At 49.3% G+C, this 26,088-nt stretch carries 23 protein-coding genes, 1 tRNA gene and 1 pseudogene; 18 read left to right on the top strand and 7 right to left on the bottom strand.

Translation table 11 applies throughout. The features are described from left to right. Window positions 1–10: 10 nt before the first annotated feature. The 5 genes from G6R29_RS05095 (at window position 11) to G6R29_RS05075 (ending at window position 4,337) form a co-directional block, all read left to right on the top strand. On the top strand, window positions 11–757 hold the full coding sequence (locus G6R29_RS05095) for a nitroreductase family protein (RefSeq protein WP_213809280.1): 747 nt from the start codon (window positions 11–13) through the stop codon (window positions 755–757). Between the two features lie 185 nt (window positions 758–942). Next, window positions 943–1,227 (top strand): co-chaperone GroES, encoded by a 285-nt coding sequence (locus G6R29_RS05090; protein ID WP_213809279.1) that lies wholly within the window; start codon window positions 943–945, stop codon window positions 1,225–1,227. 12 nt (window positions 1,228–1,239) lie between these two features. Further along, entirely contained in the window at window positions 1,240–2,883 is a 1,644-nt protein-coding gene (groL, locus tag G6R29_RS05085) for a chaperonin GroEL (protein ID WP_213809278.1), read from the top strand. A 312-nt stretch (window positions 2,884–3,195) separates the two neighbouring features. Next, a complete protein-coding gene (locus G6R29_RS05080) occupies window positions 3,196–3,639 on the top strand; it encodes a DUF3290 family protein (protein ID WP_213809277.1) in 444 nt (147 codons plus the stop codon). Continuing rightward, window positions 3,639–4,337 (top strand): DUF421 domain-containing protein, encoded by a 699-nt coding sequence (locus G6R29_RS05075; protein ID WP_213809276.1) that lies wholly within the window; start codon window positions 3,639–3,641, stop codon window positions 4,335–4,337. The genes G6R29_RS05080 and G6R29_RS05075 overlap by 1 nt, the downstream gene beginning before the upstream one ends. Before the next feature lie 521 nt (window positions 4,338–4,858). Here the strand turns inward: G6R29_RS05075 and G6R29_RS05070 are convergent. The 3 genes from G6R29_RS05070 to G6R29_RS05060 are packed head-to-tail and all read right to left on the bottom strand — an operon-like array spanning window position 4,859 to window position 6,147. After that, window positions 4,859–5,155, bottom strand: a complete 297-nt coding sequence (locus G6R29_RS05070) for a hypothetical protein (protein WP_213809275.1) — start codon at window positions 5,153–5,155, stop codon at window positions 4,859–4,861. A 33-nt stretch (window positions 5,156–5,188) separates the two neighbouring features. Further along, window positions 5,189–5,608 (bottom strand): Panacea domain-containing protein, encoded by a 420-nt coding sequence (locus G6R29_RS05065; protein WP_213809274.1) that lies wholly within the window; start codon window positions 5,606–5,608, stop codon window positions 5,189–5,191. A gap of 23 nt (window positions 5,609–5,631) precedes the next feature. Next, window positions 5,632–6,147 carry a hypothetical protein gene (locus G6R29_RS05060; RefSeq protein ID WP_213809273.1) on the bottom strand — a complete coding sequence of 172 codons (516 nt, stop codon included), beginning with the start codon at window positions 6,145–6,147 and terminating at the stop codon, window positions 5,632–5,634. 297 nt (window positions 6,148–6,444) lie between these two features. Here G6R29_RS05060 and G6R29_RS05055 point away from each other — a divergent pair, with 297 nt between their 5' ends. After that, window positions 6,445–7,443, top strand: coding sequence for a Fic family protein (locus G6R29_RS05055; RefSeq protein WP_213809272.1), 999 nt, complete (start codon window positions 6,445–6,447; stop codon window positions 7,441–7,443). 52 nt (window positions 7,444–7,495) lie between these two features. On the opposite strand, the gene G6R29_RS05050 is transcribed toward G6R29_RS05055, so the two are convergent. The 3 genes from G6R29_RS05050 to rbsK are packed head-to-tail and all read right to left on the bottom strand — an operon-like array spanning window position 7,496 to window position 10,099. Next, window positions 7,496–8,455 (bottom strand): DMT family transporter, encoded by a 960-nt coding sequence (locus G6R29_RS05050; RefSeq protein ID WP_213809271.1) that lies wholly within the window; start codon window positions 8,453–8,455, stop codon window positions 7,496–7,498. A 59-nt stretch (window positions 8,456–8,514) separates the two neighbouring features. Further along, a complete protein-coding gene (rpiA, locus tag G6R29_RS05045) occupies window positions 8,515–9,150 on the bottom strand; it encodes a ribose-5-phosphate isomerase RpiA (protein ID WP_338017265.1) in 636 nt (211 codons plus the stop codon). 10 nt (window positions 9,151–9,160) lie between these two features. Then, complete coding sequence (rbsK, locus tag G6R29_RS05040) at window positions 9,161–10,099, bottom strand: ribokinase (protein ID WP_213809270.1); 939 nt, start codon at window positions 10,097–10,099, stop codon at window positions 9,161–9,163. A 428-nt stretch (window positions 10,100–10,527) separates the two neighbouring features. Between rbsK and G6R29_RS05035 the strand changes: the two genes are divergently transcribed. Beyond that, window positions 10,528–11,751 carry a NupC/NupG family nucleoside CNT transporter gene (locus G6R29_RS05035; RefSeq protein ID WP_213809269.1) on the top strand — a complete coding sequence of 408 codons (1,224 nt, stop codon included), beginning with the start codon at window positions 10,528–10,530 and terminating at the stop codon, window positions 11,749–11,751. Window positions 11,752–12,075: 324 nt separating this feature from the next. Here the strand turns inward: G6R29_RS05035 and cbpA are convergent, their stop codons facing one another. After that, window positions 12,076–12,723, bottom strand: coding sequence for a cyclic di-AMP binding protein CbpA (gene cbpA, locus G6R29_RS05030; RefSeq protein WP_213809268.1), 648 nt, complete (start codon window positions 12,721–12,723; stop codon window positions 12,076–12,078). A gap of 111 nt (window positions 12,724–12,834) precedes the next feature. Between cbpA and pth the strand changes: the two genes are divergently transcribed. From pth to G6R29_RS04975, 11 genes and pseudogenes are all read left to right on the top strand, one after another. Continuing rightward, on the top strand, window positions 12,835–13,401 hold the full coding sequence (gene pth / locus G6R29_RS05025; RefSeq protein ID WP_213809267.1) for an aminoacyl-tRNA hydrolase: 567 nt from the start codon (window positions 12,835–12,837) through the stop codon (window positions 13,399–13,401). 3 nt (window positions 13,402–13,404) lie between these two features. After that, a complete protein-coding gene (gene mfd / locus G6R29_RS05020) occupies window positions 13,405–16,989 on the top strand; it encodes a transcription-repair coupling factor (RefSeq protein ID WP_213809266.1) in 3,585 nt (1,194 codons plus the stop codon). Window positions 16,990–17,007: 18 nt separating this feature from the next. After that, window positions 17,008–17,283, top strand: a complete 276-nt coding sequence (locus tag G6R29_RS05015; RefSeq protein ID WP_213809265.1) for an RNA-binding S4 domain-containing protein — start codon at window positions 17,008–17,010, stop codon at window positions 17,281–17,283. A gap of 78 nt (window positions 17,284–17,361) precedes the next feature. Then, on the top strand, window positions 17,362–17,760 hold the full coding sequence (locus tag G6R29_RS05010; RefSeq protein WP_213809264.1) for an FtsB family cell division protein: 399 nt from the start codon (window positions 17,362–17,364) through the stop codon (window positions 17,758–17,760). 38 nt (window positions 17,761–17,798) lie between these two features. After that, window positions 17,799–19,136: a tRNA lysidine(34) synthetase TilS gene (tilS, locus tag G6R29_RS05005; protein WP_213809263.1), complete on the top strand. Its 1,338-nt coding sequence runs from the start codon at window positions 17,799–17,801 to the stop codon at window positions 19,134–19,136. Beyond that, window positions 19,136–19,672: a hypoxanthine phosphoribosyltransferase gene (hpt, locus tag G6R29_RS05000; RefSeq protein WP_213809262.1), complete on the top strand. Its 537-nt coding sequence runs from the start codon at window positions 19,136–19,138 to the stop codon at window positions 19,670–19,672. Before tilS ends, hpt begins: the two co-directional genes overlap by 1 nt. 87 nt (window positions 19,673–19,759) lie before the next feature. After that, window positions 19,760–21,853 (top strand): ATP-dependent zinc metalloprotease FtsH, encoded by a 2,094-nt coding sequence (gene ftsH, locus G6R29_RS04995; RefSeq protein WP_213809261.1) that lies wholly within the window; start codon window positions 19,760–19,762, stop codon window positions 21,851–21,853. Between the two features lie 54 nt (window positions 21,854–21,907). After that, window positions 21,908–22,855 carry an Hsp33 family molecular chaperone HslO gene (gene hslO, locus G6R29_RS04990; RefSeq protein ID WP_213809260.1) on the top strand — a complete coding sequence of 316 codons (948 nt, stop codon included), beginning with the start codon at window positions 21,908–21,910 and terminating at the stop codon, window positions 22,853–22,855. Between the two features lie 99 nt (window positions 22,856–22,954). Further along, on the top strand, window positions 22,955–24,439 hold the full coding sequence (gene lysS, locus G6R29_RS04985; protein ID WP_213809259.1) for a lysine--tRNA ligase: 1,485 nt from the start codon (window positions 22,955–22,957) through the stop codon (window positions 24,437–24,439). A 72-nt stretch (window positions 24,440–24,511) separates the two neighbouring features. Then, a tRNA-Asn gene (locus G6R29_RS04980) sits at window positions 24,512–24,584 on the top strand. A gap of 159 nt (window positions 24,585–24,743) precedes the next feature. Further along, window positions 24,744–26,006 (top strand): annotated as a pseudogene (locus tag G6R29_RS04975) (MFS transporter). The last annotated feature ends 82 nt before the right edge of the window (window positions 26,007–26,088 follow it).

Below are 26,088 nucleotides of genomic sequence, written 5' to 3'. Positions count from 1 at the left end.
GTTGTCATTTATGGTTGAACAAAACGACGTTTTGAAGCAGTTACACAGTCACGCATCCATCCGTGCTTTCCAAGATAAGCCGGTTTCTGATGACGTGATGAACGAAATCTTTTCCGCTGCTTTTGCAGGTCCTAACATGCAAAACTACCAACCAGTAACCTTCATCGAGATTACTGACCAGACCTTGAAGCAAAAGATTACCGACACGGTTCACATGGGCTACATCGCCTCTGCGCCACGTTTTTACGTGGTCTGCGTTGACTGGAACCGCGACTTGATCGGCCAAGACGACGAAGCAAAGGCCGTTATCGAAGACCGCATCCAACACTACCAATTCTTGGAAGGTGGCATCGTTTCCGCTTCCATCACCTTGGGACGTGCCCAGGTCGCTGCCGAGTCACTCGGTCTTGGTACGGTTACCATGGCCGGTGTCATGGGCGCCTTCGAATTGTACGAACAGGAATTGGACTTGCCAAAGTATGTCAAGCCAATCATGGGCTTCTCCGTCGGATACCCTGATCAAGAACCTGGCGTAAAGCCAAAGTTGCCTTTGTCAGGTTCTGTGATGGCTGACAAGTATGACGAAAAGAAGGTCGAAGCTGCCGTTAACGAATACGACCAAACGATGGCCGACTACTACGCAGCCCGCGACATGGACACGAACTGGACGAAGCACAACGCCAAGTTGTTCAAGATGATTTTAGCCGACCCACGTTTGTCAAAGTACCCAATGGACAAGGGCCTCAATTTAAAGTAACAAGATAAGTTAGAGCTCAGATTATCATCTGCTTTTGCTCACTTAGAAATCGCTCCGTCGAACCTCGTTCGATGGGGCTTTTTTACTGTCTTCTAGCCTTTGACAACGGTTTTACCTCTGCTATACTAAAGACAATTATTGGCAGAGAACATTGCGCTCTGCTAGTTAACTTTGGAGGTAAAACCATGTTGAAACCCTTAGAAGATCGAATCATTGTATCGGTGCCTGAACAAGGTGAACAGACGGTCGGCGGTATCGTGCTCGCTGCCCCTTCCGAAAAGAAGACGGCCCAAGGCAAGGTTGTGGCGGCCGGGCCGGGCCGGACTTTGCCAGATGGGGCCAAGTTAGCGATGACTGTGAAGGTTGGCGACCAGGTCGTGTTCGACCACTTTGCCGGACAGGAAATCGAAATCGACGGGGAATCTTTCACGGCTCTCCACGAAACTGACGTTATCGGGGTTTTGGATTAAAAGGAGTTTTTCATGGCTAAAGAATTGAAGTTTGCAGAAGACGCCCGCGCCAAGATGAAGATTGGTGTCGACAAGCTTGCCAACACGGTCAAGACGACCATCGGGCCCAAGGGACGCAACGTCGTCTTGGAAGAAAGCTACGGCTCACCCACGATCACAAACGACGGGGTGACGATTGCAAAGAGCATCGAGTTGGAAGACCACTTCGAAAACATGGGGGCTAAGCTGGTCGCCGAAGTGGCGTCAAAGACCAACGACATCGCTGGTGACGGAACCACGACGGCAACTGTTTTGACCCAGGCCATCGTGGGCGAAGGGTTGAAGAACGTGACGGCCGGGGCCAACCCAGTCGGTATTCGTACGGGTATCGAGAAGGCGACCGCTGCAGCTGTGGCCAAGTTGCACGAGTTGTCACACCAGGTGTCAACGAAGGAAGAAATCGCGCAAATCGCGTCGATCTCTGCCGCTAACGACGAAGTTGGTGCCCTGATTGCCGAAGCAATGGAAAAGGTCGGAAACGACGGTGTGATTACCATCGAAGAATCCAAGGGAATCGACACGACCTTGGACGTCGTCGAAGGAATGTCCTTCGACCGTGGTTACATGTCCCAGTACATGGTGACCGACAATGAGAAAATGGAAGCCAACTTGGACAACCCTTACATCCTCGTGACGGACAAGAAGATTGGCAACATCCAAGACATCCTGCCCGTCTTGCAGGCGGTGGTTGAACAGGGTCGTTCCATGGTGATCATTGCCGATGACATCACCGGTGAAGCCTTGCCAACCCTTGTCTTGAACAAGATGCGCGGAACCTTCAACGTGGTGGCGGTTAAGGCACCAGGCTTTGGTGACCGTCGCAAGGCCATGCTGGAAGACATCGCCGTGTTGACCGGTGGTACGGTGATTACCGACGACATCGGCTTGAACTTGAAGGACGTAACGGTTGACCAGCTTGGTTCAGCCAACAAGGTCAACATCAACCGCGACTCAACGACGATTGTTGAAGGAGCGGGTGACAAGGAAGCGGTTGCTAAGCGCATCGAAACCTTGAAGGACCAAATTGCCACGACGATGTCTTCCTTTGATAAGGAAAAGTTGCAGGAACGCCTGGCCAAGATGGCCGGTGGGGTTGCCGTCGTGAACGTCGGTGCCGCAACCGAAACCGAATTGAAGGAACGTAAGTACCGCATCGAAGACGCCTTGAACGCGACCCGCGCGGCCGTCGAAGAAGGGTTCGTTGCCGGTGGTGGTACGGCGCTCGTGAACGTGATGGAAGCCGCGGCTTCCGTTGAGGCTGAAGGTGACGTCTTGACCGGTGTCAACACGGTCGTTTCTGCGCTTGAAGCACCCGTTCGTCAGATCGCGGAGAACGCGGGTTACGAAGGTTCCGTCATCGTCAACAAGTTGAAGGAGCAGCCGGTCGGAACGGGATACGACGCCAAGAATGACGCCTGGGTTGACATGGTCGAGGCCGGAATCGTTGATCCTACCAAGGTGACACGTTCGGCCTTGCAAAACGCGGCCTCTGTCTCAGCCTTGCTGTTGACGACGGAAGCGGTCGTGGCCGAAGCGCCTAAGTCCGCGGCTGAAATGGCTGCGGCGTCTGCTGCTATGGGCGGCGGTGCTGGTGCCGGAATGCCGGGCATGATGTAAAAGGTTTTGGGGGCCGGGCCCTTGACTGGGCCCAGCACTCTTTGAGAACATAATGGAGTTGACCTGATTGGATTCAGCTCTTAACTGATATTAACTACTCGAAAAAGCAGTGGGCCGGATGGCCTGCTGCTTTTTCTTTTTGCTTGATTGAGTGGCGGGGGATTGGAGCCTGGTACGGGTCGGACTTTGGCAAAGGAAGAAGCCTGTTGATTCTGCTTGGTGAAACCTTGGAAATTTTTAAACAGATTGAGGATTTTCGTTCTTATCTGCGGGCGCTGACTGTGCTAGAATAAAGGCATTGGAGGCATTAGAATGTCATTTTACTCACTCGATTATTTAACGAATCAGAACAATTTGAACAGTAAAGTTCTGTTTATTGTCTTGATTATCGCTTTCGTCGCGGTTGCCTTTGGATTCGTGGCAAGTATTCGCCACCGCTTCAACATGCGCTACCGAGATCTGACGATTATCGCCTTTTTGTTCTTCCTCTTCTTTGGAGGATTAACGTACACCAACATGCAAAACTCCGCTGCGCAAAACACACAACAGTCCGAAATGACGGCCTTTGCGAAGAACTACGCCTACGACCAGAAGATCAAGCGTTCCGACATCGCCTTTAACTCGACGGTCTTGCAGGACGGCATGATTGCGAAGGAAGGTAAGAAGTACTACCAGATTAACCTGTCAAAGGACCAGAAGTCCTACAGCCGCACGGAAGTATTTCTGACGAACGATAAGGTGGAGGTTGTTAAATAATGCAAGTTTACATGCCCATATTCTTAAAGCTGGGGATTGGTCTCTTAGTGATCATCGTCCAGATTAACATCTTCGGTAAGGGGAACCTCGCGCCGACAAACGCCTTGGATCAAGTGCAGAACTACGTGCTTGGTGGAATTATCGGTGGAACGATTTACACGCCAACCATCACGGTCTTCCAGTTCATGATGGTCATGATCATCTGGACGTGGCTGGTCATGGTGCTGAAGTTTGCTAAGGAGCACAACCGTTATGCCAAGCGCATTATTGACGGGATGCCAACTGTTTTGATCGAACGAGGAAAGGTAAAAGTCAATGCCGTCATCGGAGCCGGACAGTCCGCTGCCGATTTGATGTTCAAGTTGCGTGAACAAGAAGTTTACGACATCTCAAAGGTTAAGCGTGCCGTGCTTGAACAAAACGGACAGTTGACCGTCATCGAATACGGTGACCAGTCACCAAAGTATCCGTTGATTTACGATGGTCAGACCAACGAAGACGTCTTGCTTGCCATTGATAAGGATGAAGACTGGCTCGAAGAAGAGATTAAGCGTCAAGGTTACCAGTACTTCGCCGACATCTTCTTGGGTGAATACATCAACGGTCAGGTTCGCCTCACGCCTTACGAAGGGGTTGAACCCATCGTGCCAAAGGAAGAAGCAGAACGAAAGACAGACCAAGACGACACTGCCGAATAATTGACGATATTAAAAAAGCACCCGGATTTGGGGTGCTTTTTTTCTTTGTTTAAGCGTGGCCTCGGGAAGAGGGCTTATGGTGCAGTTGGCCTTATACTTTGAAGTATTTTTTGATTTGATCATTTGGGAGGTCATGAAAGAATGATTTGTAGATTGACTCTAGTGAGGAGGAAAGTTCCGTTATTGAAGATTTGGGTGATTTTTTAAGTTCAATGGAATCAAGCATTATTGTCTCCATATCCTCTATGGCCTTCATGACTGAGTCGAATATTTTAGAGTGCGTATACTTAAAGTATAAAATATCAAACTTAAATAGCCTTAGTTCGATTAAGAACATTTTAGCCGCGTGTCTTGGATTGTGTGAAGTCTGATACTTATGAATAAGTTGAGGAATAGTAGTTTGCAGATGCTTTAAATAAAGCGGTGAGGATTGCTGATTTTCACTTCTAATCTTGAGCTTTCTTTCATATTGCCATGGATTATAAAGTGATATTGCTAAGGCAAGAAAAGTGAATAAGTCGTTATAAGATATCACTATATACCTCCTTAGTTAATTCCTCAGAAGAAGTTTTGAAATTAACTTTTGAATGAACCCCATCGCTCCCGATTAATTCAATCAGTGGGGCAATGAGGCCGTCGATGAAAAACGATCCAATCATAATAATGGAATCTGGAAACTTTATAGTGATTCCTTCTTTTAGAGCATCGGGAGTTAGATGCTTTTTAAGTTGTTCCTGATAGACCTTGTAGCCATTTTTACTACCACTTAAAGTTAACTGGTTTGGATTATCAAATTTAAGTTCAATTGTATTTGGCATGTTGTTCTCCTTTTTCTAATTAGAGTAGGTGTGTTATTTAGTAATTACTTCCAATGGGTAAATGACATTACTTCGCCAACCGTCAATGTTAACTTGGTTTTCCAACCAAAACTTTTCCTTATGAGTCTGCTTAATTAAGGTGAAGACGTTAGTTCTGAGCAGTTCGAGAATATAGGAATTAAGGCAGTTAAATTCTGCAACTTCGTCATTTAGTTCAACGATTGCTGCAGCACCGTATACATGATAGTGGTTGTAAACAGCTTTTGAAACTGGTCCGTAACGCCAAACAAAGAACGGCTCTTGATTTAGCTCTTCGATTTTTCCGAACGGTATGAGCTTTTCCTTCAAGGATTTCTTCACAGAAAAATACATGATTTTTTGGAGTTGAAGATTAGTGATTGGTAGATAGTGTTTATTGGCTACCGCAATAATATGCTTTGCGAGTTGCTTCATAGTGAAAAATCTCCTTTCGAATTTTAATTGTAAGGATAGGGTGAGTGTTGATGGCTGTGGGAGTAAATTTCTTTCGTTAACTTTTCGGATGCTGTTTCAAAACGCACCTTTTTTAGCAGACCCTCACGTCCAATGGACTTAATGATTGGCGCGAGGAGGCCATCGATGAAGAAGGAACCGATATAAATTACGGAATCGGGAAACTTAATCGTCACTCCTTGTTCCAGAATTTCGGTAGTTAGACGCTTTTTCAGTTGTTTTTTGTAAAGCGCTCGTCCTTTTTTCAATCCACCTAAAACTATGCAATTCGGCAGATCAAGTTCAATTACGTTGGGCATTTTGTCGTTGAGTAAGCTCTCTACATCAACAAAGTTATGGAGCAAATCTAGGTAGTAGTGATAAATTTTGTTATTGCGTTTCCTGTTTGCGTAGTCTGCACATTTATCAGCCGTCCATTTACAGATAATCCATAAAAAACCCATGCCGATAATCGAAATAACCCCAGCTATTAAGAAATCTGGAATACTGTTCAAGGTCATATAGACCTCCTTTCTTTTCATTTTTTCGGTTTGTTCTGGCCTTAGTATACGCCCAGGATAAGCCCTTTTTTAATGCTGATATGGAATAAGAAAAAAGCCTATAGAATGCGTATTATCAAGGTTAATCCTCTTTTTCAGAAACGGATTTTTGGCGTAGGGCTTTTTCTTCAAAAATGTCAGTTAGGGCGCCAATTTGTCCTAATCGACATTGAACACAAATTTCTTTTGGCAAGCAAAAAGTTTGGTCGTATCTTTTAAGCAGAACAACAGTGCAATGACTTATTGAAAGGAGTCAATATGACCTATCAATCCCTACATGTTTTTAAGATGAAGACCCATGCCGATCCGAAAACCGTGCAAGAGGAGTACGAAAATCGGCTGTGGTCGGAAACGACTTTTCTAACTTCTTTTAAGCCTTACCTGATGAAGAAAAACACGCCGTCGAGTAAGAACTACCCGCTTTTCTTCAAGGTGACGAAGAAGATGATGCTCTCTGGTGAACGCCTTCGCCAGAACTCAAAACGCATTTTCGAGTTGACGACGGATCTGCCGGAAATGGCACAGCTCGAATTTTTCCATGATCAAATCGTCGAAGAAATTAAGAGCACGAATGACATTGAAGGCGTTCGTTCAACCCGGGAAGACATTGGCCACGCGCTACACAGCGACTGGAAAAGTGACGTACGCCTGGCCTCGACGGTGCAGCTTTACATGGATATTTTGAATCAGGACTATCCGGTGGTTGAATCCCTTGAGGACATCCGCTTTCTCTACGATCACTTGCTGAAGGGGGAGGTGCAAAGAGAAGATGACGTGGATGGAAAATTATTCCGAAGCGGAGCCGTGCACATCGTTTCCCATCACAGTAATAAAGTTGTTCACTATGCGCCAGCAGGTGAAGAGCGGATTCAAAAACGCCTAAACAATTGGCTTCGTTTTATGAAGGATGAAAAGATTCCGAGTCTTTTTCGGGTCATCATCGGCCACTTCATGTTCGAAAACATCCACCCTTTTTATGACGGAAACGGGCGGCTAGGGCGCTACTTACTGTCGGTGGCCTTAGCCAAGGAACTTGACGTGGTCACGGCGGTGAGCCTATCACAGGCCATTCTCAAAAACCGATCCACTTACTACAATGCCTTTGCTGTGACCGGTGACGTTGAAAACCGGGGTGAGGCCACCTTCTTCGTATTGAAACTGCTACACATCATCGAGGACTGGCAGGATGAACTCATTGAAGCGCTAAAGCAAAAGCACGAAGAACTCCGTTATTTCACCGACTGGCAGGTTGGATAGTTGAAACAAAAAAGGGCCTCTCGAAAGAGAAGCCCTTTTTGTGTACCTGAAATTAGCTTAACACCTTGACGAAGATGATGCCCAGGATGAAGAGGATGAGCGCCAACGCCTTGCGTGCTGTTAGCGCTGATCTTTTCACTTTAAAAAGCCCCTTGTGCTCGATGAACATCGTCCCGCCCATTAATCCAATGATGGAAAGAGAAGCGGTGAGACCGGGTCCAATAGCAGGAGTCAGGATGGTCATCAAAAAGACGAAGGCAGAACCCATGCTAGCCGTCACCCAGGAGAGTGGCTTTCTTAGCGCAATGGCCGTCCTTGTCGCGGAGAGTTTTTCGGTGGCGATAAGAATAAAAGACATCGCAATGAGACCGATGAAGAAGGCGAAGAAGGTGGCCGAAAGTGCGGCTTCAAAGGATGACTTTGGAACCGACTGCGTGTAAAGAACGGCACCTAACTTACCGTTAAAGAGACCCTGAAGAGTGGCGGCTACACCTGCAAGAAATGCCCATAGGAGTAACAAGTCCGACCATGGTGTGGGTTCGACCTGAAAATCTGCTTTAGCCTTTGTTGGGGCCTCTTTCTTCGTTGCTAAAAAGACCGCGAACAAAATGAGGGCGACGCCGGCGACACGTAGGCCAGTGAGCGGGCTCTGCTTGACATCGAACGTACCCATCGTATCGATGAAAACGCCGGAAACGATTTGGCCAAGGGTTGGGTAAGTGACGGCTTTGATGGGACCGATGATTGGAAAAAGAACGATGATGGAGAGAACGTAAAACAGTCCGAGAAGTCCGCCGAGAATCCAGGGCGAGCCGAGAATGCTGGCGTCGATGAGAATAACGAGCGGACTTTGACCTAAAATAACGAGCGCAAGCGCAAATTCAAAAGAACCAATCAGGTAAATCAGAAAGGTTGCCTGAATGGGTGAGCGGACTTTCTTTCCGAGGTTCACGTTGAAGGGGTTTTGAACCGCTAAGAGCAGTCCGGAGAAAATGGCAAGTAAGTAGTACATCGATCACCCCTTAATGGTTTGGACGGTTTTTCCTCCGATGATGACGACGTCACAGATGCCTAAGAAGAGCCGTGCTCAACAACACCCGTGATGCTTTTGAGCTGGGTGGCAAGCGACTTCAAATCATAGATGCCGCTGATGTCGAGGTCAATGATGTAGTGGAGTGAGTCGGTTAAGAAGAGCTCGCCGTTTGCCTGTTTTCGAAACGCCGGTTTCAGCCCCATTTGTGTGAAGGCGGGGATGAGGAGTGGGGCCCCGAAACGAACGACTTCAACCGGGAGTTTGAAGTTGGTCCCGAGGTGAACACTCTTTTTTTCTTCGTCGACGATCCAGATGTTTTGCTTGGATTTGAGTGCCACGATTTTTTCAAAGAGCAAAGCGGCTCCGCCACCCTTGATGCCATTCAGGCGGCCGTCGAACTCGTCCGCACCATCGACGGTCACGTCAATCTGTTCAACCTTGTCGATTGGAACGGTGTGAAGGCCGGCTGTTTTGGCCATCTTTTCGGCATCAATGGACGTGCTAACGCAGGTGAGCTGCCAGCCCTTCTTCCGCACGAGGTTGGCGAGTCCTTCGATGAAGTAGGCGGCGGTGGATCCGGTTCCAAGCCCGACGACCATGCCGTCTTCGATGTAGGTTAACGCCTCCTTTGCGGCGACTTTTTTCTGTTCGTTTTTTTCTTCTACTGATAGCATGGCTAACCTCCTATACAAATGATTCGGTTTCCAGGGCGAGTTCGTCGATTTCTTCGGCGGTCGGGATGGCGGGGATGGCACCTTGCCGTGACACCACGAGGCCAGCAGCGAGCGTTGCCCGTTCCAGCGTTTCACGAACGTTTTCGAACTTCGGGTCGAGGTGGGCGGCAATCGTGCCGATGAAGGTGTCGCCGGCACCCGTCGTGTCGATGGCGTTTACGATGGCGTTGTTTAAGCGGCCGACCTTGCCGTTTACCGAGTAGAAACAACCGTCCTCACCGAGCGTGATGATGATGTTTGTTAGGCTGAGCTTTGCTTGGTAAAGCGACACCCGTCGCTCCAATTCCTTTTGGTTGGTTGTGGGCTTCAAGCCGATCAGGGCGGCCCCTTCCGTCTCGTTTGGTACGAGCAGGTCGGTGTTTGCCAGGATGGACGGGTCGATGTTTTCGGTCACCGGCGCCGGGTTCAAGATGGTGAGCGCGCCGTAAATCTTTGCGAGCTCGAAGCCCCGCTTGATGGCCGCGCCAGGAACTTCGAGCTGGGCGATGACGACGTCGGCGTCCCGGAAGTACTCGTCGGCATCCTCGACGTCTTTTGCGGTGAGCGCCATGTTGGCCCCGCCGTGCACCAGGATCGTGTTGTGCCCGTTGTCTTCTAACATGATGAAGGCGGTTCCGGTCGGCTGGTCCTTTTCCAGTAAGTGGCTGGTGTTGATACCTTCTTGTTCCAATAGTTCGCGGTAGGATTTACCCTCCGAATCCGCTCCGACGGCCCCCACAAAAGTCAGGTCCGCGCCTTGCCGAGCGGCGGCGACGGCCTGGTTCGCACCCTTGCCGCCAAAGTTCGTTGACTTGTTGTGGATGGCAAGCGTCTCGCCCTCCTTAGGAAGGCGTTCAATTTGCTGAAGCACGTCCACGTTTAAACTTCCAATAACCAGAATTTTGTTCACTTTTCTACCTCAATTTCGTTATCTCTACGTCGGTTGTTCTGCTGTTATTTTCGTTTGTTTCTCTTGTTTTTCTCGATGGAAAACACCATCCAATAAGTCCTCCGTTTTTTCTTTTAGCATAGAAAGGAATACGCAAAAAAAGATAGGCCTGTGCCCTAAGTCGACAGGTTTGCGCCCTAAATGGTCGACTTTTGCAAAAGTGCTTGGCGAATTTGTCGGCTGGTGTTAAACATGAAGTGAACGATTCAACTGCGTCTTAAAAATCCGATGTGGGGACAGCAATGCGATTGAAGAATAAACAATCAGGAATCCATGGATTAACAGGCGGGCCAGGTAGAAGATGCCACTTAAAGGGCCCGGTTTTTCGCGTTCAGTTGGAATAGGGCGAAATCGTCGTCCTGCCATTCAATGTAAAACGAGGTAAAAACATGTTAATTGTTGTTAATTTTTTGAGTATTTTTGTTTTTCTGATCGTGGCCTATCTTTTCTCAAACGATAAGAAGAACATCCAGTGGAAGTCCATCTCAGGACTTCTGGCCATGGAGTTGGTCTTGGCTTGGTTCTTTACCCAGTTCAAGGCTGGTCAAATCGCAGTGAAGGCTGCGGCCGACGGCTTTAACTGGCTTGTTTCGGTGTCTGAAAAGGGAATCTGTTTTGCGGTGCCGGAGTGGCTGACGTCAAACCACGGGGGACCGAACTTCGTGACGGCGGCGCTCTTGCCAATCCTCTTGGTGGTGCCCTTCTTTGACATTCTGACCTACATTGGCTTTTTGCCCTGGGTCATCAAGTGGATTGGACGCGGACTTTCCAAGGTGACCGGACAGCCAAACTTCGAGGCCTTCTTCTCCATCGAGATGATGTTCCTTGGAAACACCGAGGTGTTGGCTGTTTCCAAGCCACAGCTTGAAAAGATGTCGGCCCGGCGGAACTTCACCTTGGCCATGATGTCCATGTCCTGTGTGTCGGCTGCCATTATCGGTTCCTACACGCAGATGGTGCCCGGAAAGTACGTGTTGACGGCCATTCCGTTGAACGTGCTTTGTGCCATCTTGGTGGCCTCCATTTTCAACCCAACGAAGGTGTCTGCACGTGATGACGTTTTAGTATCAACAAGTCAAAAGCCTGAAAAGCGCGAGCCGTTCTTCTCCTTCTTAGGGGATTCCATCCTGAACGCCGGTCGCCTGATTTTGATTATCGCGGCGACAGTGATTTCCTTTGTTTCCCTGGCGGCTTTGATCGATCAGGTTTTCTCTTTAACCGGTATGCACTGGCTGACGCTTGAAAACATCTTCGGTATCCTCATGTTCCCATTCGCCTTCCTTTTGGGATTCTCAGTCCAGGATGCCTTCCACCTTGCCCAGTACATGGGAACGAAGTTGGTGACCAACGAGTTCGTTGTGATGGGACAGATTTCGAAGTTCATCATGGCTGGTAAGGGACTCTTCTCAAATGAGCACGCCCGAATCGTGATGACGGTGTTCCTGACGAGCTTTGCGAACTTCGGAACCATCGGAATGATTCTGGCCTGCTTCAAGGGTTTGGTGAACAAGGAAAAGAACGAGTATATCTCGAGTCGAATTGGGTACCTGCTCCTAGCCGGTGTGCTGGTTTCCTTGCTTTCAGCAGCCACTGCCGGACTGTTTGTTTGGTAAGCGTTCAGCAAGTTTTAGCCAAAAGAAAAAAGCCGACCATGGAATGGTTGGCTTTTTGTTATTGAAATATGTACGCGGAAACTTTAAAGCTAGGAGAGCGCTTTTTGCCAGCATAAAGCTTGGCAAACAATCTCACTAATATAGCCATGAGTTAGCTGGGTTGGCACCCGAAGTCCAACTAGAAATCTCCTAGGCTTTCCGCAAACCTCAACGTTAATATAACAGCTTATCGCGGGCATAGCTATAGACTTTTGTATAACATCGCGATTTATTCCAAAATCGAATAAAAAACCGCCGGCAATGCGTTGCCTTCGGTTTTGACTTTTACATAAATTGTGACAAATCTTCTTGTGCCACCACGAAGTAGCGCTTCTTTTCGAGCTGCGTGATGATCTTGCGCAAGACCGGTGAATCAGCGGTCAATGGCAAAGTGAAGAGAACGGAGAGTGGTTCGTTTGTTTCCATTTGAAGGGATAAGACAGATTCGATGTTGGTGTACTTGGTGATGACCTTGGCCATCTTCTGCAAGTCACCGCGGCCACCCTTTTCCTTGACGGCGATGGCCACGCCACCCTTGGCCAGTGACCAGGACTTGGCGAGTACGTTCATCAACGTGCCGTGGGTCAACACACCGACGAAGTGGTGGCCGTCATCAACGACCGCGATGTAAGGCAGGTCGCGGATGGCGAAGAACAATTCGTAGAAGTTGGCCGTCGTCTTGATGAACTTGGTGGAGTTGCGCATGATGGCGGTTGCACGCTTGGTTAAGTCGCCTTGTTCGGCCACGTATTCGTAGACATGCTGACGGTAGATGTTTCCGCGGAAGAGGTGGCCGGTCTTGTCTAGGATGGGGATGGTGCGGACGTGTTGGCCTTTGGTGGATTCGAAGAGTTCAAAGACTTCTTCGATGGTTGAGTCCTCAGAGACGGTGAGGAGGTCGGCTTTTTTGATGATGAGTGATTGTGGAAACATAAATCTTCCCTTTCAAAACGAGTGCTTTCCTATATCCTAGCACAGTTTTGCCCAAAATCACCGTGCTATAATGTTAAGATTATAGAAGAGACACGTTAAAGGGGAAATGCCATGAAATTCATCTTTGGTTTAGGAAACATTGGAAAGGAATACGACCAGACGCGCCATAACATTGGTTTTATGGCCCTGGACCACTTCGCTGAGACACAGGGTGTAACATTCGGGCCAACGAAGCTCTTTGCAAACGCCGCGAAGTTGATGGTCGACGGCGAGGTTGTGTGGTTGGTGAAGCCCACGACTTACATGAACGATTCTGGTCAATCTGTCCGGGCCTTTTTGGACTTTTACGGCGGGGATGTATCAGACATTTTGATCTTAAACGACGATTTGGACTCCGATTTTGGAAAGATTCGCTTCCGTGCGAAGGGGTCTGCGGGTGGACACAATGGCTTGAAGTCCATTATTGCCCACGTGAACGGGCAGAACTTCTTGCGCTTGAAGTTTGGAATCGCGCATCCGGAACACACGCATGAAGCGGTGATTAAGTATGTGCTTGGAAAGTTTTCAAAGGACGATTTGAAGGTCTGGGACGACGTCTTTAAAAAGACGGATGACGCCTTGATGGATTGGATTAAAGGAGCGGACGCGGCTACGTTGAGTAACCGTTACAACGGCTAATTGATGAAACTGACAAATTACCTGAAAAATTTGAAGGAATGGCGGCAACTTGCTGAGCAGGAGAAGCCGGGAGAGCGGCAGCTGGTAATCGGTCTGAACGGATCGGCGAAGACGGCGGCGCTCGCGGCAAGCTACGAGGAGAGGCCGCGCGCGGTGATGGTGCTGACGGATACGGTGGCGCACGTCGAGGAGTTGGCGCAGGAGCTGACGGACTTGGTGGGCGAAAAGGCCGTGCACCGTTTTGTGGCAGAGGAAGCCGTGGCGACGGAGCTTGCGATTTCTTCCAATAGTAACGTGGCGGATCGGGTGGAAGCCTTGACGGCACTGGCAAATGGTACAGCGGGATTCTATTTGACGAATTCGGCTGCTTTTTGCCGTTACGAACCGGAGAAAAAGACGCTGGTGGAGGCGCAGTTGAGCTTTAAGGTGGGGGAGACCTACGACTTTGGGGCATTGACTGGACAACTGGTCACCCTTGGTTATGTCCACGCCCCACAGGTCGAACAAATCGGACAGTTTGCAAAACGCGGTTCGATTATCGACGTGTACCCGGCTGACCAGGACGAGCCGATTCGCCTCGACTTCTTCGATGATGAACTGGATCAAATGAAACACTTTGACCCCGTGACGCAGAAGTCGACCGAATCGCTCGAATCCGCGCACATTATGCCTGCCACGGATTTGATTTTAAACGACCAGGCTTACCAAGCTGGAAAGGAAGCTGTCGAGGCAGCCTTCACTGCCTATCGAAAAGAAGCGGACGGTGTGGACAAGAAGCACATTACGGAAGGTTTTGCGCCAACAGCCCGGGCCCTCGAAGAAGGTCGCCGAGATGAAGCCATCCTGCCTTACCTGAGTTACTTCTACCCAGAAAAGAACACGGTGCAAGACTACCTGCCGGATGACGCCGTCTTAGTCATTGACGAGTACGCCCGTCTCCAAGAATCACTGCTCACCCAGACCGGACTCGATTCCGACTGGTTCGAGCAGCAGGTGGAAAATCGCCAGTTGGTTCCACCTTTGGCCCTCCGTGCTGAATTAGCCGACCGTCTGCCTGAAGTGAAGGTGGCCGAGACCTACCTCGCCAACTTAAAGCGTGGCTTGAACCAACTCACGTTCAGCCATCTCACGGAATGGACGTCTCGCCCAGCCAAGCAATACTTCGGCCAAATGGACGCCCTCGTACCGGATCTGACTTTTGCACGGGACCGAGGCTTAACCTGGGTGCTCATGGTTGAAAGCCAGGAGAAGGCCGACCGACTGGTCGAATCACTGGCCGCCCGTGACCTCCACGTGGCCATTAACCAAGAAATCCAAGAAAACCAGGTGCAGGTCGTTGTTGAAGGCCTGTCATCCGGATTCGAGTGGCCGATGGCCCACCTCACGGTTCTGACGGAGCGCGAACTCTTTGCCAAGGCGAAGAAGGTCGTGGCCCGCAAGCAAAAGAAGCTGCAAAACGCCGAACGCTTGAAGAACTACAACGAGCTTGAAGTGGGGGACTACGTCGTTCACCTGAACCACGGAATCGGTCAGTACCAGGGACTTGAATCCATCGAAGCAAACGGTGGAAAGCAAGACTACCTGGTCATTGCCTACCAAAAGAACGCCAAAATCTTCCTGCCCGTCACCCAGTTGAATCTGATTCAAAAGTACATCGGGGGATCGGACGCTGGGAAGTCACCAAAGATTAACAAGCTCGGGGGAACCGAGTGGCAAAAGACGAAGAAGCAGGTCCAAGAAAAGATCGACGACATCGCCGACGACCTCTTGGCCCTCTACGCCGAGCGTGAAGCCAAGCAGGGCTTTGCCTATCCAACAGACGACGAAGCCCAGATTAAATTTGATACCGGCTTCCCTTACCCAGAAACGCCCGACCAGGTGCGCTCGATTGAAGAAATCAAGGTCGACATGCAAAAGAAGCGGCCAATGGACCGCCTCTTGGTCGGAGACGTTGGTTTCGGTAAGACCGAAGTTGCCCTCCGTGCCGTCTTCAAGGCGGCCCACGCGGGAAAGCAAGTCGCCATGCTCGCGCCAACCACGATTCTGGTGCAGCAGCACTACGAAACCCTGGTCGAACGTTTCTCAGACTTCCCTGAGATTCGAATCGGCCACCTGTCCCGCTTCCAAACGGCGGCGGAGAACAAGAAGACCATCCAGGCCTTGGAGGACCACGAGCTAGACATCGTGGTCGGCACCCACCGCCTACTTTCAAAGGATGTTCATTTTGCTGACCTCGGCCTGCTCATCATTGACGAAGAGCAGCGCTTTGGTGTCAAGCACAAGGAGCGCTTGAAGCAGTTGCGGACCAACGTTGACGTTTTGACGCTGACGGCCACGCCAATCCCACGAACGCTGAACATGGCGATGGTGGGTGCCCGTGACCTCTCCGTTATCGAGACGCCACCGTTGAACCGTTTCCCTATCCAGACCTACGTGGTTGAACTGGATTGGACCCTGGTTCGAGACGTCATCCAAAAGGAAATGGCCCGAAACGGTCAGGTCTTCTACCTGCATAACCGGGTGGCTGACCTCGAGCAGATTCGCTCCCAGATTGAAGACGTCGTGCCCGACGCCCGGGTGGCCGTCATTCACGGTCAGATGTCCGAGGTGCAACTGGAATCGATTCTGTACGACTTCTTGAACGGCGAGTTCGATGTTTTGGTCACGACGACCATCATCGAAACCGGTGTCGACATTCCAAACGCCAATACGTTGATTGTCGATAACGCCGACCACATGGGTCTCTCCCAGCTCTACCAGCTGCGCGGTCGTGTCGGCCGTTCGGCCCGTCTGGCCTATGCCTACTTCACCTACCCATTCACCAGGACGCCGTCCGAAGAAGGGGAGAAGCGCCTGGAAGCCATCCGCGATTTCACGGAGCTTGGTTCAGGGTTCAAGATTGCCATGCGCGACCTGTCCATTCGTGGTGCGGGTGACCTACTCGGAAAACAGCAGCACGGCTTCATCGATTCCGTCGGATACGACCTGTACACGCAGATGCTAAAGGACGCCGTTGCCAAGAAACAGGGCGAAGACGTGCCTGCTGAAGACCAGCAAAAGACCGACGCGGAGTTGGTCCTGGGCGTTTTGGCCTACCTGCCTGACGATTACGTCGAAGACAACGCGCAGAAGGTTAGCCTGTACCAGCAGATCCGATCGGCCCGGACCGACGATGACTTTGACACCGTGGAAGACGATTTGACGGACCGTTTCGGTGAGCTGCCGGACGAGGCTGCCCGCTTGATTCTCGTATCCCGGATTAAGAACGTGGCCGACCTGGCTCAGGTGACGCAGATTCGCCGCCAGAAGAACCAGATTACGGTGCGCTTCAACGAGGCCATTTCGAAGAAGTTGGCCGGCGAGACCATCTTTGCCTGCCTGAAGGACGTGCCTTACAAGGCGGTTGTGGACGGTAAGACAGAGCAGTTGGCCGTGACGCTGACCGTAGATTTGAAGCAGGAGTCCGCTTACTGGATGAACGCTTTGAAGGACTTCTTGGAAGTGGTGTTGGAAGAAACGGACGAAGAAAATGACAAAGTCGGTGCCGAACCCGGCACCGGAGATGATGCCAACAGCACAGAAGAATAAATAGAAAAGAGACAAACGATGCGGATTGATAAGTTTTTAAAGTTGTCACGTATTATTAAGCGCCGGACGGTTGCCAAGGAATTGGCTGACCAAGGCCGTATCTCAATCGATGGTAAGGTGGTGAAGTCATCAGCCAACGTTGGGACAAACAACATCGTCGAGATTCGTTTTGGAAACAAGACGTCAACCTTCAAGGTTTTGAAGCTTCAAGACATCGTGAAAAAAGACGAAGCACAAGACATGTACGAAGTCGTTTCTGAGACTTACGAGCGCGATTACAACGAAGAAGTTTAAAAAAAGCTTAATCTTCGGCGAAACTTGCTTGTAACTATGACATAATTGTGTAAGAATAATCGTAAGGAGAAATTGGACATGCCAGGCGATAACAGTCGACTACAACCAAATATTCGACCATTGAACGCCCGCATTGCCCAGCAAATCGCAGCGTCTGATGAAAAGCGCGAAGCGGCGCGTCGGCACTACAAGAAGGCCCACGCCCGTCGTCGAAAGCAGATCATCTTCGTTGGAATGGCGATTGCGTCGGTCTTCATGATGCAACTTGTCTTTGGGCAAGTGCGTCTCCACGCCGCCAACCAAACGCTGACGAAGTCCGAAAACCAGTTGGCGTCCGTTCAAAAGACGAACAGCTCACTGAAAAAGGAGGCCAAGCAACTTCAAGACGAAAAGTACTTGAAGCAAATCCTCCGGGATAAGTACGGTTACTCCAAAAAAGACGAAATTATTTACAATCTGCCTGATAAGCAGGCCTAATTAAAAGCCACCCTTTTTGGGTGGCTTTTCTAACATCTATGACAAAAACCATCCAACAAACAATTGAAAAATTTGACCTTCCGAGTAAGGTCGTTGTTGCTTGCTCCGGCGGTCTTGATTCGACGGTTCTTCTAGAAAGCCTGGTTCGTTTCCGACCGGATTTGAACATTAGCGTGGCTCACGTGAATTACCATTTGCGCACCGACGCGGACGCCGATGCCGACTTTGTTCGCGCAACGGCAGCCGATCACGGGCTGGACTTTTACGAGAAGATCGTTGACCTTTCAAATGAAAGGAACGGCGTGGAAGAAAAGGCGCGCGATATTCGCTACGCCTTCTTCCAGGAGGTGGCGCAAAAGAGCAACGCCGAAGGAATTGTATTAGCCCAGCACAAAAACGACCAGGCGGAGACAATCCTCCTTCAAATCATTCGTGGTGGTGCCAACCAGCAAAAGGCGGGGATGCATGCTCGTTCTGGGGAATACTACCGTCCCTTCTTGGACTTATCCAAGGCGGAACTTCTTGCATATGCTAAAAAAAATAAGCTCGACTGGCATGAAGACATCACGAACTTGGACCCGGACTACACGCCAAGAAACAAGATTCGAAACGAAGTGCTGCCAGCCCTCGAAGAAATTAACGGGCACGCCGTCGACCACCTGGTGCAGTGGGCGAAGGGGGCTCAAAAAGAGCAGGCCTTTTTGTCTGAATCCGTGAAGGCGGATTTGGCGATGTTTAAGACCGACTACCGTCAGATTAAGGTGGACTGGTGGCCCTTCTTCTTAAAGGAACTTGCAAAAGACGCTGGTCTTTACCAACTAAAGGAAGATCAAGTGGACGCCTTTTGCCACCTGTTAGAAAACGATCGTAAGCCGAACGGGGCTGTGGCTTTGAGCCAGGGATATTCCTTTTTCAAATCATACGACCGGGTTTCGGTCCGGAAAAGCCCGTCTAATCCCGAAAAAAGCGGTAAAAATTTGCTAAAAGCAGGGCAAAAGAAACGCCGTCTTGTGTTAGAATTAGACCAATGGTATTTTTTGGCTGATTTAATGTTAGCGGTTCAAAATAAGGAGCAGGTAAAGCAATCCGGTTCGGTTTTGACTTTGCCAGCTGATTTAAACGGACCACTGACGATCGAACAGGCGGATGAAAACTCAGAGGTGCCCATCAAGGGTGGCCACAAGAGTGTTCGACGCTTGCTCATCGACCAGAAGATTTCCCAAGAAGTCAGGTCAGAGACCTACCTCTTGTTAGACAGAACAGAAAATGTTTTGGCCGTTTGGCTGGGCAAGGAGCGCTGGTATAAGAGCGCAAATTGGCCGGCTGACCGTCCAAGTGGCAAGCAATGCTTAGTATGGCGAATTGAGGGAAACTAGTGAATAACGATATTTCTGAAGTACTATTTAACGAGGCCCAGATTGAAGAGGCCGCAAACCGTTTGGGTAAGCAGATTACAAAGGACTACGAAGGGCAAAAGCCCTTGGTCTTGTCCGTGTTGAAGGGGGCTTACCTCTGGACTGCTGACGTCATCCGCAAGATTGACTTGTACGTGGACTTGGAATTCATCAAGATTTCTTCTTACCACGGTGGTGTGTCATCATCCAACGAAATCGCGTTGGTGACAGACGTCCAATCTGACGTAAAGGGTCGCGACATCTTGATTCTTGAAGACATCGTGGACACCGGTCAGTCACTCCAGTTCTTGGAAGACCTCTTGTTGTCACGCGGAGCAAACTCCGTTCGAGTGGCCACCCTTTTGGATAAGAAGGAAGGACGCAAGGTCGATATCAAGGCGGACTATGTCGGCTTTGACGTCCGCAACGAATTCGTTGTTGGTTACGGCTTGGACTACAAGGGTCTCTACCGAAACTTGCCATACGTTGGTATTTTGAAACAAGAGATTTACTCATAAAAGTTCTTCTAACTTTTAAGGATTCGCCGAATCGGCCTTGGCCGATTTCGACTTATATCATTACGAAACAGGATTGAGGATTTTTAGATGAAAAACGAAAACGGTAACGGAGGCTTTTTCAAAAGCTCCTTCCTCTATGTGATCATCTTTTTGGCAGTGATCGCCGGAATCTACTCCTTCATGGGTGGTTCAAACACGAAGACAAAGACGCTTTCTCAAAGCGAATTCGTCCAAGCACTGTCTGATAAAGAAATTGATTCCTTCAGCATGCAACCGGGTCAAGACGTTTACAACGTGACCGGTACGTACAAGCAATCAAAGAAGGAAAAGCAAAACGGCAATAACTCCGGTTTGAACGCGTTGATCTCACAGCAATCAACGACGACGAAGTTCCAAACGTCTGTTTTGGAAAACGACTCTTCCGTTAAGAACGTGACGGACTTGGCTAAGAAGACGAAGACGGAAATGACGACGAAGCCCGCCGCTTCATCTGGTTTCTGGTTGAACTTGGTCATCTCCGTTGTGCCAATGCTTCTGATTTTGGGAATCGCCTACATGATGATGTCTCAATCAGGTAAGGGCGGCCAAGGCGGCATGATGGGTCAGTTTGGTAAGTCAAAGGCTAAGCCATCAAACCCAGAAGATAACAAAACCCGCTTTGAAAACGTGGCCGGTGCCGACGAAGAGAAGGAAGAACTTGTCGAAGTTGTTGAATTCTTGAAGTCACCAAAGCGCTTTACTGAAATGGGTGCCCGTATTCCAAAGGGTGTCTTGCTCGAGGGACCTCCGGGAACTGGTAAGACGATGCTCGCCAAGGCGGTTGCCGGTGAAGCATCCGTCCCATTCTTCTCAATGTCTGGTTCTGACTTCGTCGAAATGTTCGTCGGAGTTGGTGCTTCACGTGTCCGTGACCTCTTCGAACAGGCCAAAAAGACTGCCCCAGCCATCATTTTCATTGATGAAATTGATGCCGTTGGTCGCCGTCGTGGTTCTGGTGTCGGTGGTGGAAACGACGAACGTGAACAAACGCTGAACCAAATCTTGATTGAAATGGATGGTTTCGATAACTCTGAAGGTGTCATTGTTTTGGCATCAACGAACCGTTCTGACGTCTTGGATCCCGCCTTGCTCCGTTCTGGTCGTTTCGACCGTAAGATCATGGTTGGTGCCCCCGATGTTAAGGGACGTGAAGCCATCTTGAAAGTCCACGCAAAGAACAAGCCTTTGGCTCCTTCCGTGGACTTGAAGGCCATCGCTCACCAGACGCCTGGATACGTCGGAGCCGATTTGGAAAACTTGCTGAACGAAGCGGCCTTGCTTGCTGCTCGTCGCAACAAGAAGGAAATCGACACGGCCGACTTGGACGAAGCCGAAGATCGAATCTTCCAAGGTCCTGCAAAGGCTAACAAGACGATGTCCGAGCTCGAACGGAAGACAACGGCCTTCCACGAAGCTGGACACGCCTTGGTTGGATTGGTTAAGTCCGACGCTTCAGTTGTTCGTAAGGTTACCATCGTTCCTCGTGGCCGCATTGGTGGTTACGCCTTGATGACGCCAAAGACGGACCGTTACAACATCCGATTCTCAGAAGCCAAGGAACGCTTGGCTGGATTGATGGGTGGACGTGCCGCCGAAATGACGACTTTTAACGAAGCATCATCTGGTGCTTCAAACGATTTCCAACAGGCTACGAACTTGGCCCGTCAGATGGTAACTGCTTACGGTATGTCTGACAAGTTGGGAATGGTTCAACTCGAAGGTAACGCTTCTGTCGGATACGACGAAGCGGGTGGTGCGAAGTCTTACTCAGATGAAACTGCCGCAACCATCGATTCTGAAGTTCGTCGTTTGACGCAAGAAGCATTCGACGAAGCCAAGAAGATTTTGACGGAACACAAGGACAAGTTGGAACAAATCGCCAACGCCTTGCTTGAAGTTGAATCACTTGATGAAAAGCAAATTAAAGACATCTATGAAACCGGAACCTTTACCAAGAAGGGTGAAGAAGATGACGGTGATGCCAAGTCTTATGATGAAACGAAGGCTGCCTTGAACCACAAGGAAGACGAAGTGGAAGACGCGGAAGCAAAGGGAGAAGATCCAAAGGAAGCTGAAGACGCCGATAAGGCCGAAGCAGAAACGCCTGACGATGCCCCAGCAGACGACGATTCAAAGTCATAAGCAGAATGAAAAGTTGGCCCTAGCGCCAGCTTTTTTGCTTGAAAGGAGGGCCGTATGGCCGATCAATTAATCAAAGTCATTACCAAGGACGAAGCGTTTCGTGCCTTTGCCTTGGATGGAACAAAGTTAGTGGAAGAAGCCGCTGAATCACACGAAACGAGCCGTTTGGCGACCGTTGTTTTAGGCCGTGCTCTACTCGCCACTGAAATTCTTGCCCAGGCTTCATTGAAGGGTGAAGAACGCTTGAACGTGAAGATGGCGGGCCGCGGACCAATCGGTCAAATCGTGACCGAAGCCGACACGAAGGGTGCCGTGCGTGGCTACGTTTCAAATCCTGAAATTGAAAACATCGTAAACGACCATAACCAGTTGAACGTCGCGGGTGCCGTTGGTAACAACGGGGCCTTTACGGTGACGAAGTTTGCGCCATATTCAAATCCATACATTGGGCAATCCATCATGGTGTCCGGTGAAATCGGTGACGACTTCACCTACTACCTGACGCACTCCGAGCAGATTCCGTCTGTTATCGGTGTTGGGGTAACGATGAATCCTGACGACACGGTTAAGGCCGCTGGTGGGTTCATGGTACAGGCATTGCCTGGTGCCACGGATGCCCAATTGGCTGATTTGAACCAAAAGCTTCAAGATATGCCAGCCCTGGCAACCTTGCTGGGACGAAAAGAAGGACCATTGGCCATTTTGGATGCCATCTTTGGTGATCAAAACTACGATGAGCTCCAAGCCATGCAAATTGGATTGGCCGCTGAACCAGCTAAGGAAGCTTACGCCGCACAATTGGCCACTTTGCCATCACATGAGATTCAAGCCATGATTGATGAAGATGGTGGGGCAGAAATTCGCGGTAAGTTCTCAGGTAAAAAGCACTACTTTACCGCCGCGGAATTAGACACGATTTTGCAGGAAGTCTTGAAGCGTGAAGCTGATGACGAAAAGCAAAAAGAGCAAGACGAACAAGAAAACGATACAAAGAAGGATTAAAAAGTCCTAAAGTCGGCTGTGGCCGACTTTTTAAATGGGACGTGTTTTGCTATACTAAACATTAGATAAATCCGAGATAACCAAGGAAGGTAACCATTCATGGCTGAAGAAAAAGCCCTTAATGATCAGATGCGTGCCCGCCGTCAGAAGATGAAGGCGCTCCAAGATGATCTTCAAATCGATCCCTTCGGACATCGCTTTGACCGCGATTCCCTAGCGGCTGATCTCCACGAAAAGTACGACAACAAAACACAGGAAGAATTGGAAGCAAATCCAGTTCACGTTATCATTGCAGGTCGAATGGTAGCCAAGCGTGGGGCCGGTAAGGTCATCTTCGCTGACTTCCGTGACCGTTCAGGACAAATCCAGGTTTACGCACGTCGTGATGACTTGGGTGACAACTACCCAATCATCAAGCGTTCAGACTTGGGTGACTTCATCGGTATCGCCGGTACGATGATGAAGACGGAAGCTGGTGAATTGACGGTCTTGGCAACTCACTTGACGCACTTGTCAAAGGCTTTGCGTCCAATGCCTGATAAGTACCACGGCATTTCTGACGTTGAAACGAAGTACCGTAAGCGTTACTTGGACCTCATTGCCAACAACGACTCATTGGTTCGTTTCCAACAACGTTCAAAAATTATCGCAGCCATCCGTAAGTACATGGACGAACACCAGTTCATGGAAGTGGAAACGCCAATCTTGCAGACGCAAGCTGGTGGTGCCGCTGCCAAGCCATTCATCACGCACCACAACGCATTGAACATCGACATGTACATGCGTATCGCCACTGAGCTTTACTTGAAGCGTTTGATTGTTGGTGGAATGGAACGTGTCTACGAAATCGGTCGTATCTTCCGTAACGAAGGAATGGATGCCAAGCACAACCCAGAGTTTACGACGATGGAATCATACGCCGCATACTTTGATTTCCACGACGTGATGGACCAAACCGAAGGAATCTTCAAGGCTGCCGCAGCCGTTGTGTCAGACGACTTGAAGGTAACGTACCAAGGTGTTGAAATCGACTTGAACAAGCCATTTGCACGTAAGCACATGGTTGACTTGATTAAGGAGAAGTCCGGTGTGGACTTCTGGCCTGAAATGTCAGTGGAAGAAGCGCAAAAGCTTGCTGACGACAAGGGTGTGAAGTACGAAAAGTTCTGGGGCGTTGGTCACATCATTAACGCCTTCTTCGATGAATTCGTTGAAGATACGTTGGTACAACCAACGATTGTTTACGGACACCCAGTGGAAGTGTCACCTTTGGCTAAGAAGAACGCCGAAGACCCACGTTTCACGGACCGTTTCGAAATCTTCATCATGGGTTCTGAATACGGAAACGCCTTTACGGAATTGAACGATCCAATCGATCAACGTGCCCGTTTTGAAGCCCAAGTCGCAGAACGTGAAAACGGAAACGACGAAGCTGAAGGAATCGATGAAGACTTCATCGAGGCCTTGGAATACGGTATGCCACCAACAGGTGGTTTGGGAATTGGAATCGACCGTTTGGTCATGTTGTTAACGGATACGACAACCATCCGCGATGCCATCTTGTTCCCAACGATGCGTCCATAAAAAATAAGTTAAACAATTGACGTACTTAGTTTTTGCTTGTATACTAATCAAGTTGAGTTAAGTACTCATTATTCCGAATTAGCTCAGTTGGTAGAGCACACGACTGTTAATCGTGTTGTCGTCGGTTCGAGCCCGACATTCGGAGTTTTCAAAAAAGTTCATATATTTAAAAAGTCAGCAAACGCTGGCTTTTTTTGTTGCTTTTTAAAGAAAAACAAGCTATCATATTCGATAGTGTTAAGACAGTTGTCCGCACAAAATAATTGGCGTCTGTGAGCGTCACTTTTGAAAGGAATAAAAAACCATGCAAGAAGCAGCAACTACGCAGAAGCCGGAACACCTCCGCTACCGCGACTTTACGAAGAACCAGAAGTTAACCCTCTGGTCAACGACGACGGGATTTGGTTTGGAGCACATGGATCAGCTCTTTATCTCATTCGCGATGTCATCAATCATTGCCTCATTGCACATCTCGAACTTTGCCGGAGGATTCATTTCAACGATCTCAATGTTTGGATCATTGATTGGTGGACTTTTCTTCGGAATGTTGGCCGACCGCATCGGTCGTGTTCGCGTCTTTACTTGAACGCTTATTATCGTGGCCTTCGCCACTGGTATGATTTACTTTGCCCACAACATTTGGTTGGTTTACTTGTTCCGCTTCATTGCGGGAGTTGGAACCGGAGCCGAATACGGTGCCGGCGTAACGTTGATTGCCGAAAACTTCGCTGGTAAGAAGATCGGTAAGTTGACGTCACTCACGCAGATTGGTGGGCAGGTTGGTGCTGTTTTGTCAGCCATCGCCTCAGCCATCATCATCCCAACCTTCGGATGGAACGCCTTGTTCTTGGTCGGTTTGGTACCGGTGCTTTTGGCCTTTGTCTTCCGCCTTCACGTGAAGGAATCAGACGAATTTGAAGCTGAAAAGAAGCACCGTGCTGAATCAAAGGAAACGGTTGTTGAAAAGGCACCAATCCTTGAAGTCTTCCGCACGCCAGCCATGGCTTACCAAACGATTGCTTTGATTTTGATGATGATGATTCAAATCGGTGGTTACTACGGTTTGATGAACTGGTTGCCAAAGATCATGCAAAAGCAATTGCACTTGTCCGTTTCAGGTTCATCACTCTGGATGATCGTAACGATCGTTGGGATGTCACTTGGAATGTACATGTTCGGGTTCTTCTTAGACAACTTTGGCCCACGAATGGCCTTCGGCGTATTCTTGGCTTTGGCCGGAATTTCAGTATACTTGCTCTTGATTGCCCACAGTGCATGGTCACTACTCATCATCATGATGGTCGTTGGATTCTTCTCCAACGGTATGTATGGTGGTTACGGAGTAGTTGTTTCACGTTTGTACCCAACGTACGCCCGTGTAACGGCGAACTCAGTGGTTTCTTCATGTGGAAAGTTCCTGGGAGGATTCTTCCCACCAGTTATCGGTTGGTTGATGGACAAGTACACGTTGGGACACGTGATGATGTTCTTCACGGCGATGTATCTCTTCTCACTCTGCGTGATGTTGACGATTCCAGCCTTCCGTCGCAAGGATATCAAGTTCTAATACAAGTTATTTAAAACAGTTTAAGAGTCGCTTTTGGCGGCTCTTTTTTTGTTGAAATAATGCTTGCGAGGGGGCGTGATTT

It is taken from the genome of Fructobacillus broussonetiae, assembly GCF_018437275.1.
Taxonomy (GTDB): domain Bacteria; phylum Bacillota; class Bacilli; order Lactobacillales; family Lactobacillaceae; genus Fructobacillus; species Fructobacillus broussonetiae.
Note: the sequence above shows the minus strand (reverse complement) of the source record. Positions and strands in the feature narration are given on the sequence as shown.